Source organism: Psychromarinibacter sediminicola, assembly GCF_029168335.1.
In the GTDB taxonomy this organism is placed as follows: Bacteria; Pseudomonadota; Alphaproteobacteria; order Rhodobacterales; family Rhodobacteraceae; genus Psychromarinibacter; species Psychromarinibacter sediminicola.
Window position 1 is genome coordinate 1 of sequence record NZ_JARGYC010000108.1, and the last position, 9,274, is coordinate 9,274.

The following is a 9,274-nucleotide window of genomic DNA, read 5'->3' on the forward strand; positions in this document are numbered from 1 at the left end:
GGGGCTCTGCCCCCAGACCCCCGGCGTATTTGCAACGAGAAGAAGAGGCGGGCGGGGCTGCCGTACGGACCGCCGGAAGAAAAGGGAGGCGAACGATGACCGACTATTCGCTGCTCGGGACCGGGCGCGGGGGGTGCGCGTGACGGATGAGCCGATTTTCGAGCCGGGGGCCTGGGGGCTGACGGCGCAGCAGGCCGCGCTGGGCGAGCAGGCGCGGGCGCTGGCGGCGGAGCGCTTCGCGCCGCGGGCCGCCGAGTACGACCGCGAGGCGACCTTCCCGACGGAGAATTACCGCGATCTCGCCGAGAGCGGGTTGCTGGCGATCTGCATTCCGGAGGAGGAAGGCGGGCTGGGCGCCGATCTGAAGACCTACATGCTGACCGCGGCCGAGATCGGGCGGTATTGCGGGGCCACGGCGCTGACCTTCAACATGCATGTCTGTTCCTGCCTGTGGACCGGGCCGCTGCTGGACCAGCTGGAACTGGCGCCCGACGTGCGGGCGCAGCATCACGCGATGCGCAAGCTGCACTATCGGCGGATCATCGACGAGGGGAAGGTCTATGCGCAGCCCTTCTCCGAGGGCGGCGCGGCCGCGGCCGGGTTCAAGGCGTTCGGGACCACGGCGCTGAAGGTCGAGGGCGGCTGGCGGATCACCGGCAAGAAGATCTTCGCCTCGCTGGCGGGGCACGCGGATTACTACGGCGCGCTCTGCACCGCGCTGCAGAGCCCCGACGACGAGCCGTCCCGGCGCAACACCATGTATATCGCGGTGCCGTCGGATGCCGAGGGCGTGTCGGTGGTGGGCGACTGGGACCCGCTGGGGATGCGGGGGACCGTGTCGCGCACGCTGCTCTTCGAGGACGTCTTCGTGCCGGACGAGGCGCAGCTGATGCCGCAGGGCGTCTATGCCGAGAGCGCGCGGCACTGGCCGCACATGTTCATGACGCTGACGCCGACCTATATGGGGATCGCGCAGGCCTGCTACGATTTCACCGTGGCCTATCTGCGCGGCGAGGTGCCGGGGACACCGCCGGTAAAGCGGCGGATGTATCCCACCAAGCAGATCGCCGTGGCGCAGATGCGGGTGATGCTGGAGCAGACCAAGGCGCTGTGGTTCCAGGCCGTGTCTGAGGCGCGGCCCGATCCGTCGAAGGACAGCCTGATGCGGGCCTGGGCGGCGCAGCACACGGTGATGGAGAATGCCAACGAGCTGGCGCAGCTGGCGATCCGCACCTGCGGCGGGCAGTCGATGCTGAAGACGCTGCCGCTGGAGCGGATGTATCGCGACAGCCGCTGCGGCTCGCTGATGCTGCCCTGGACCGCCGAGCTGACGCTGGACATGCTGGGCAAGGGGGCGCTCTACGAGCCCGGGGAGACGGATGACGATTGACCGCTGGATCGCCGAGGCGGCGGCGCGGCATCCGGAGAAGCCGGCGCTGGTCTTCGACGGCGATGTCCTGGACTATGCCGGCTTTGCGGCGCGGATCGCGCTGCGCGAGGCGGAGCTGCGCGGCGCGGGCGTGGGCCGCGGCGACCGGGTGGCGTGGTACGGGCTGAACCACCCGGAGGTCTTCGTGCTGCTCTTCGCCTGCGCGCGGATCGGGGCGATCCTGGTGCCGCTGAACTGGCGGCTGGCCGAGGCGGAAGTGGCCGCGATCGTGGCGAACTGCGCGCCGGAGGTGGTGGTCCATGACGACGATTTCGCCGCACCGGCCCGGCGGCTGGGCGTGCCGGCGGTGCATGTCTCGCAGCCCGTGCCGGGCGTGGACCGCGAGTTGCCCGTCGACCCGGAGGCGCCCGGGCTGCCGCGGGCCGCGCCGCCGGATCGCGGGCCGGACCAGCCTTCGGCGGATGCCGGGGCCGAGACCGATCCGGTGCTGCTGGTCTACACCTCGGGCGCCACGGGGCGGCCGAAGGGCGCGGTGCTGACGCAGGCGGCGCTGGCGGCCAATGCCGAGATGTCGGTGCAGTGCCACGCGATGACGGCCGAGGATTCCGTGCTGAACGTGCTGCCGCTGTTCCATGTCGGCGGGCTGAACATCATCCCGACGCCGGCCTTCTCGCTGGGGGCGACGGTGCATCTGCACGCGCGCTTCGACCCGGCGGCGATGGTGCGCGACCTGCAGAAGGTGCACTGCGCGATCACCGTGCCCACGGTGTTGCAGGCGGTGCTGGCCGATCCGGGCTGGGCGGCGGCGGACCTGTCGGGGCTGAGGGTGCTGTCGATCGGCTCGACGGACGTGCCGGTCGATCTGATCGAGCGGGCCCAGGCGCGGGGGGTGCCCGTCTGCCAGGTCTACGGCGCGACCGAGACCGGGCCCTTCGCGATCTATCAGACGGTCGACGAGGCGATGGCGACGACCGGCAGCCTCGGGCGGGTCGGTCGCCCCTGCGCGGTGCGGCTGGTGTCGGACGGGCGCGACGTGGCGCCGGGCGAGCCGGGCGAGATCTGGGTGAAAGGGCCGAACGTGCTGCGGGAGTACTGGGGCGACCCGGAGCTGACGGCGGCGATGCTGCGCGACGGCTGGTTCCGGACCGGGGATGTGGCGGTGCGGGACGAGCGCGGGCTCTACTGGTTCACCGACCGGATCAAGCATGTGGTGATCTCGGGCGGCGAGAACATCTATCCGGCCGAGATCGAGCGGGTGCTCAGGACGCATCCCGGCGTGCGCGAGGTGGCCGTCGTGGGGCAGCCGGACCCGAAATGGGGCGAGATCCCGGTGGCCGTGATCGCGGGCGAGCCGTTGACGCTGGACGAGGTGCGGGCGTTCCTGGAGGGCCGGATCGCGCGCTACAAGCTGCCGCGCGCGGTGCGCCTGGTCGAGGCGCTGCCGCGCAACGCGATGGGCAAGGTGGTGGCGGCCGAGGTGCGCGCGATGCTGGCGGACGATCCGACATGCGGCGGCGGCGCGTGAGGCGGCACAAGCGGAGCGGGAAACCGGCGGTTTGCGTGACGCGACGCTTGATTTTTGCCCCCAGTCCGGTCACTGAATCGTTTGCGCGGAAACTTTCCGACCGCCTTTGGGAGAGGGCGGCGTCCGTTCACAAGGGAGGACACATGAAACACTTCATCAAGACCGCCGCGGCGGTGTCGGCGCTGGCCCTGTCGGCTGCTGCCGCCCACGCGCAGGATGTCACGCTGACCATCTCGTCCTGGGCGCCGCCCACGCATGGCATGAACGCGATCGCCTGGCCGGCGATCATCGACGAGATCGAGGCGGCGACCGACGGCCGCGTCACGGCCGAGATCAAGTACGGCCTCGCCCCGCCGCCGGCGCAATACGACCTGATCCTGGACGGCGTGGCGGATATCGCGTGGATCTTCCACGGCTACACGCCGGGCCGCTTCGTGGCGACGAAGATGATCGAGCTGCCGGGCTACGACGGCAATGCCGAGGCGGCGTCGGTCGCCTACTGGCGTGCGCACGAGAAGTTCTTCGAGGACGCGAACGAGCATCGGGGCGTCGAGCTGATCGGGCTGATGACCCACGGGCCGGGCGTGCTGCACACCAATGCCGACGTGACACGGCTGGACGACATCGCGTCGATGAAGCTGCGGCTGGGCGGCGGTGTCGCCAATGCCGTCGGCGAGGCGCTGGGCGCCACCGGCATCAACGTGCCGGCGCCGAAGGTCTACGAGACGCTGGCCTCGAACGCCGCCGACGGGGTGATGATGCCGATGGAGGGCAAGGCCTCGTTCAAGCTGTTCGAGGTGGCCAAGAACACCTACACCGTGCCGGGCGGCTTCTATCGCGGGTCCTTCGCGATGATCATGTCGCCCTACGCGATGGACCGCATGTCCGACGAGGACGCGGCGGCCGTAGAGGAGCTCTTTGGCGAGCAGCTCAGCCGGATCGCCGGCGCGATGTGGGACACGATCGACGAAAAGGGCATGGAGGCGCTGGAATCCAACGCCGACAACTCGCTGCGCGAGGCGACGCCGGAAGACGCCGCCAAGTGGGAGGAAATGTCCAAGCCGATCATCGACTCGGTCCTGCAGGAGGTGAACGACATCGGCATCGACGCCGAGGCGGCCCGCGCCTTCATCGCCGAGGAGATGGCGAACTACTGATGCGCCCGCAGACGGCGTGACGGCAGGGCCCCGGATGCGGGCCCTGTCTTTTCGGGGGAGGGAGCATGGCGCCGGAGCCGGAAACAGACCTGAACCAAGAGCTGGAGCCGCTGCGCCAGCCGAGCGTCTGGCATTACATCGCGGTCTTGCCCACCTGGATCGCGGCGGCGGTGCTGTTCGTGCTGATGTTCATGACCTTCGCCGACGTGATCCTGCGCTCGGCGCTCGACAACCCCATCGAATATGCCAGCGAGCTGACCCGCATCTTCCTGGCGATCATCGTCTTCGCCTCGCTGCCGCTGGTCTCCTGGAAGGGCGGGCATATCGTGGTCGACCTGATGGACCCGCTGTTCTCGCGCCGGATGGGACAGCTGCGCGACATCGTCATCGACCTCGTCTGCGGCGTGATCCTGTTCTGGCCGGCGAAACGGGTGCTGGACCTGGCGGAGCGGGCGCGCGACTTCGGCGACGTGACCGAGTACATGGGGTTCCCGCAATTCATCATCGGCTGGTTCATCGCCGCCTTCACGGCGCTGACCGCCGTCGTCTTCGTTCTGCGCGGGCTGGCGCGGATCTTCTACCCTGACAAGGTGCGCGGCTGATGCTTGCCTCGATCATCGGCCTCGGCGCCGTTCTCGTCCTGGTTTTCCTGCGGATGCCCATCGCCATCGCGATGGGGATCGTCGGCTTCGTCGGCTACATGGACGAGCGCGGCTTCCGCGCTTCGATCTCCATGGTCGGCCGGCTGGTCATCGACACGGCGCAGAACTATGGCCTGTCGGTCGTGCCGCTGTTCATCCTGATGGGCCTGTTCGTGTCGCGCGGCGGGCTGGCGCGCGAGCTCTATCAGGTCTCCTATGCCTTTCTCGGGCATCTGCGCGGCGGGCTGGCGATGGCGACGATCTGCGCCTGCGCCGGGTTCTCGGCGATCTGCGGGTCGTCGCTGGCCACCGCCGCCACGATGTCGAAGGTGTCGATGCCGCAGATGCGGAAATACGGCTATTCCGACCGGCTCTCCACCGCCTCGATCGCGGCGGGCGGCACGCTGGGCATTCTGATCCCGCCATCGGTGATCCTGGTGATCTACGGGCTGCTGACCGAAACCTCGATCGGCAAGCTGTTCATCGCGGGCGTGGTGCCCGGGGTGCTGGGCGTGGTGCTGTACCTCGTCGCGGTCAAGTACACGATCACCGTGGATTCCAAGGCCGGCCCGGCGGGCGAGAAATCCACCTGGTCGGACCGCTTCGCGGCGCTGCGCGGCGTCTGGGCCGTGCTGTTGCTGTTCTTCCTGGTGATCGGCGGGCTTTACGGCGTGCTGGACGTCTGGCCGATCTACCTGACCTTCTCGCCCACGGAAGCCGCGGGCATGGGCGCGGCGGGCGCCTTCCTGATCGCCCTGTCGCGCGGCTCGCTGAACTTCCGCATCGTCGTGCATGTGCTGGTGGAGGCGGCGCAGACCACGGCGGCGCTGTTCACCGTGCTGATCGGGGCCTGGATCTTCTCCAACTTCGTCAACCTCGCCGGGCTGCCCGAGGCGCTGCGCACCATGGTGCAGTCGGCCGGCGTGGCGCCGATGGCCGTGATGCTGATGATCCTGCTGATCTACGTGGTGCTGGGTTGCGTGTTCGAAAGCCTGTCGATGCTGCTTCTGACGGTGCCGATCTTCTTTCCGCTGGTCATCTCGCTCGACCTCGGGATGACGCCGGACGAGATCGCCGTGTGGTTCGGGATCGTGGTGGTCGTGGTAACCGAGATCTCGCTGATCACGCCGCCTGTGGGGCTGAACGTCTTCGTGCTGAAAGGGGTGATCGGGGACGTGTCGACGGCCACGATCTTCCGCGGGGTCACGCCGTTCTGGCTGGTGGATATCATCCGCCTGGCGCTGCTCGTCCTGATCCCGTCGCTGGTGCTGTTCCTGCCGAACTCGATGTAGGGGCGTCAGGCCACGCGCTCGACGAACCAGAAGGCGCCGATGGCCGCGATCAGGACCGAGGCCGGGATGGCGATGCGGCTGCGATACCATGGCCGGCCGCCGAACCAGTAGCCGACGGTCAGGAAGGCGGCCGCGATCACCGTCAGCTGCCCGAGCTCCACGCCGATGTTGAAGCCGATCAGGCGGGCGAGGAAATTGGCGCTGCCGCCGCCCAGCTCGCCCAGCACGCTGGCAAAGCCGAGCCCGTGCAGGAGGCCGAAGAAGAAGACCACCACCGTTCGGAACGGTCCAAGCTGCGGGCGGAACAGGTTTTCCACCGCGACGAAGACGATGGAGGCGGCGATCAGCGGCTCCACGATGCTGCCCGGGATGCGGACGAGGCCGAGCGCCGCGAGCGCCAGCGTGACCGTGTGGGCCAGCGTAAAGGCCGTCACCTGCACCAGCAGCGGGCGGATATGCAGCGAGAAGAAGAACAGCCCCAGCACGAAGACGATGTGGTCCAGGCCCTTCGGGATGATGTGTTCGAACCCCTGCACGATGAAGCGTGGAAAGACCTGCCAGGCGGTTTCCGTCGCCACGCCGGTGCGCGGCAACGGTTCGCTGACGGCGCCGTCCTCCAGCAGGGCGGAATAGGCGTCGTCGCCGCCCTCGCGCTGGCGCACGACGAGCGGGCCATAGGCGGCGTCCCAGCCCACCGTCACCGGGGAGCCATCGGGCGGCAGGTCGGCCCCGATCAGCAGGCGGCTGTCGCGGGGCAGGGCGAGGTCGCCGGCGGGCGGGATCTCCAGCCGCAGGATCTCGGGCGTGAGCCCCGTGTCGCCGGCGGCGAGCTCGAAGCCCTCGCGGATGTCGGGCCAGTCGTCGCGGAACGCGGTCTGCAGGTCTTCGGGCGGCAGGGCGCGCAGGGTGTCGTAGCGGTCGGCCTGCGGCGCATTGTCGGTGTCGTCGAGCCCCTGCAGGTCGATGCCGGCGACCAAAGGCTCCAGCGTGAGCACGATGTGCATCTGCACGCGGTCGGCCTCGACCAGCACGTCGGAGATCGCGGGGCGTATTTCATGGGCGCGGGCCGAGGGGGCAAACGCCGCGAGCATCACGATGGCGAGGGCGAGGAGCGGCGCGCTTGACAGGCGTGGCCGGCATGCCAGCTTGCCTGTGGCCGAGGAAGAGGGGTCCGTCATGCGTTTCCTGCCCGTTCTGTTATCCGCGCTGCTGGCCGCGGCGCCGCTCGCTGCCCACGAATTCTGGATCTCGCCGGAGGACTATACGGTGGAGACCGGGGGGGAGATCAAAGCGGAAATCCGCGTGGGCCAGAATTTCAGGGGCGCGGGGTATCCCTACATCCCGAAGAACTTCGAGCGGTTCGATCTGGTGACGCAGGACGCGACGGTGCCGGTGGAGGGCCGGATCGGCGACCGCCCGGCGCTGTCGATGTCGGCGCCGGGCGAGGGGCTGGTGACGGTGGTGCATCGCACGCGCGCCTACCTTTTGACCTACGACGACTGGGCGACCTTCGAGCAGTTCGTGACGCACAAGGATTTCCCCTGGGCGCTCGCGCGGCACCTGGAGCGGGGCTATTCGAAGGACCGGGTGCGGGAGCGCTATATCCGCTTTGCCAAGAGCCTAGTGGCCGTCGGAGACGGGGCCGGGCAGGACCGCGAGGTCGGCCTGCTGACCGAGATCGTGGCATTGGCGAACCCCTATACGGATGCGCTGGACGAAGGTCTGCCGGTGCGCGTGCTGTTCGAGGGCGAGCCGCGGCGCGACGTGCAGGTCGAGGTCTTCGCGAAGGCGCCCGACGGCGACGTCACGGTAGAGACCTACAGAACGGACGACGCGGGCGAGGCGGTCATCGGCATCGAGCCGGGGGTGGAATACCTGGTGGATTCGGTCGTGATGCGCGAGCTGGAGACGGGCGAGGCGGAGGGTCCGAAATGGGAATCGCTCTGGGCCTCGCTGACCTTCCGCGTTCCGGAATAGGCCCCGACCCGTGTCATTCCCGCGTCATCCCCCGCGTCATCCCCGCATCATCGCCGTGTCTTGACCTTGGGGCACGCGGCGCGGTAACCCATTCTGCAGCGCAGAAACCGCGCTAGTCGAGACCAGGCGCCCCGCCGGGCGCGGAGGGGCAGCATGGCCGGACGAGTTCTGACGATCGCGCAGCAGAAGGGCGGCTCCGGCAAGACGACGCTGGCGATCAACCTGTCGGTCCATTTCGCGGCGCAGGGGCAGCGCGTGGCGCTGCTGGACACCGATCCGCAGGGCAGCCTCGGCCGCTGGTTCATGACCCGGCGCGAGCGGACCGACGGCGAGGCCGGGCTGGAATTCGGCACGGCCAGCGCCTGGGGCGTGTCCTATGAATGCGAAAAGCTGCGGCGGGATCACGACCTCGTCGTCATCGACACCCCGCCGAAGATCGACGCCGACCTGCGCCCGGCGCTGCGCGAGGCCAATCTGGTGCTGATCCCGGTCGCCACCAGCCAGGTGGACCTGTGGGCCATCGACAGCCTGTCCGACCTGATGCGGCGCGAGCATCGCGATGCGCTGGTGGTGATGAACAGGGTGCCGCCGCGCGCCCGGCTGACCGCCGAGATCACGCGCGACATAGATGCCTCGGGCCTGGACCGGGCGGCCGCGACCCTGGGCAACCGGGTGTCCTATGCCGAGGCGATGGGCCGGGGGCTGGGCGCGGCCGAACTGTCGCGGAGCGGCCGGGCGGCGCAGGAAGTGGCGGCCTTGTGCGAGGAAGTGGCGGCGCGGCTGGACTGAGCCGGGCTCAGCCGTCGCGGTCGAGGACGCGGCCTTCGAGGAACGACAGGCCGGAGCGGAGCTTCGTCGCGATCTCCTGCGAGACCGGGTCCATCCGCATGACGCGCGCCGCGGCGCGTTCCAGGACGTTCCCGTCGCGCATTTCCGCAAGCCGGGCCTCGTAGCCGGACGTGCCGATATCCGCGGCGACGACGAGGCGGATCAGCAGCGCCAGGTAGATGAAGAAGATGAAGTGCCAGAGCGGCAGATGGCGGCTCCGGTTCTTCACCCGGGCGACCTCCAGCCCGTCGTGGTTGAAGCTCAGGACCGCAGAGCTATTCCGGTAGCCATCCGCGACCTTGCGGCGAAAAAGACCCAAGGATGAGAGGAGTCGCACGGCGTCTCTCCAATTCCAAACAGCAAATAGCGCTTTATCAGGCTGCTGAAGAAGTCGGGTTGGAAGGACGTTATTCCTGTCGCCGGGGCTGGAAGGCGGGTCGCTCGCAGATGCGAACGTCGGGTCC

General features: G+C 68.9%; 9 protein-coding genes. 7 read left to right on the forward strand and 2 right to left on the reverse strand.

Going from position 1 to position 9,274, the window contains the following annotated elements:
- Nucleotides 1–139: 139 nt before the first annotated feature.
- The 5 genes from P1J78_RS22945 to P1J78_RS22965 all read left to right on the forward strand — a co-directional run bounded on the left by P1J78_RS22945 (nucleotide 140) and on the right by P1J78_RS22965 (nucleotide 6,005).
- Nucleotides 140–1,390 carry an acyl-CoA dehydrogenase family protein gene (locus P1J78_RS22945; protein WP_275569714.1) on the forward strand — a complete coding sequence of 417 codons (1,251 nt, stop codon included), beginning with the start codon at nucleotides 140–142 and terminating at the stop codon, nucleotides 1,388–1,390.
- The gene (locus P1J78_RS22950; protein ID WP_275569715.1) at nucleotides 1,380–2,915 is read left to right on the forward strand and encodes a class I adenylate-forming enzyme family protein; all 1,536 of its coding nucleotides are present in this window, start codon (nucleotides 1,380–1,382) and stop codon (nucleotides 2,913–2,915) included. Before P1J78_RS22945 ends, P1J78_RS22950 begins: the two co-directional genes overlap by 11 nt.
- Before the next feature lie 143 nt (nucleotides 2,916–3,058).
- Nucleotides 3,059–4,072, forward strand: a complete 1,014-nt coding sequence (locus tag P1J78_RS22955; RefSeq protein WP_275569716.1) for a TRAP transporter substrate-binding protein — start codon at nucleotides 3,059–3,061, stop codon at nucleotides 4,070–4,072.
- 65 nt (nucleotides 4,073–4,137) lie between these two features.
- Nucleotides 4,138–4,674, forward strand: a complete 537-nt coding sequence (locus P1J78_RS22960) for a TRAP transporter small permease (protein WP_275569717.1) — start codon at nucleotides 4,138–4,140, stop codon at nucleotides 4,672–4,674.
- Nucleotides 4,674–6,005 (forward strand): TRAP transporter large permease, encoded by a 1,332-nt coding sequence (locus P1J78_RS22965; RefSeq protein WP_275569718.1) that lies wholly within the window; start codon nucleotides 4,674–4,676, stop codon nucleotides 6,003–6,005. The genes P1J78_RS22960 and P1J78_RS22965 overlap by 1 nt, the downstream gene beginning before the upstream one ends.
- Before the next feature lie 5 nt (nucleotides 6,006–6,010).
- On the opposite strand, the gene P1J78_RS22970 is transcribed toward P1J78_RS22965, so the two are convergent.
- Complete coding sequence (locus P1J78_RS22970) at nucleotides 6,011–7,096, reverse strand: HupE/UreJ family protein (RefSeq protein ID WP_275569719.1); 1,086 nt, start codon at nucleotides 7,094–7,096, stop codon at nucleotides 6,011–6,013.
- An 85-nt stretch (nucleotides 7,097–7,181) separates the two neighbouring features.
- Between P1J78_RS22970 and P1J78_RS22975 the strand changes: the two genes are divergently transcribed.
- Together P1J78_RS22975 and parA are read left to right on the forward strand one after the other, a co-directional pair.
- Nucleotides 7,182–7,982, forward strand: a complete 801-nt coding sequence (locus P1J78_RS22975) for a DUF4198 domain-containing protein (RefSeq protein ID WP_275569720.1) — start codon at nucleotides 7,182–7,184, stop codon at nucleotides 7,980–7,982.
- 153 nt (nucleotides 7,983–8,135) lie between these two features.
- Complete coding sequence (gene parA / locus P1J78_RS22980) at nucleotides 8,136–8,771, forward strand: ParA family partition ATPase (RefSeq protein WP_275569721.1); 636 nt, start codon at nucleotides 8,136–8,138, stop codon at nucleotides 8,769–8,771.
- Nucleotides 8,772–8,778: 7 nt separating this feature from the next.
- Here parA and P1J78_RS22985 read toward each other — a convergent pair whose 3' ends face one another.
- Complete coding sequence (locus P1J78_RS22985; protein WP_275569722.1) at nucleotides 8,779–9,129, reverse strand: hypothetical protein; 351 nt, start codon at nucleotides 9,127–9,129, stop codon at nucleotides 8,779–8,781.
- Between the last annotated feature and the right edge of the window lie 145 nt (nucleotides 9,130–9,274).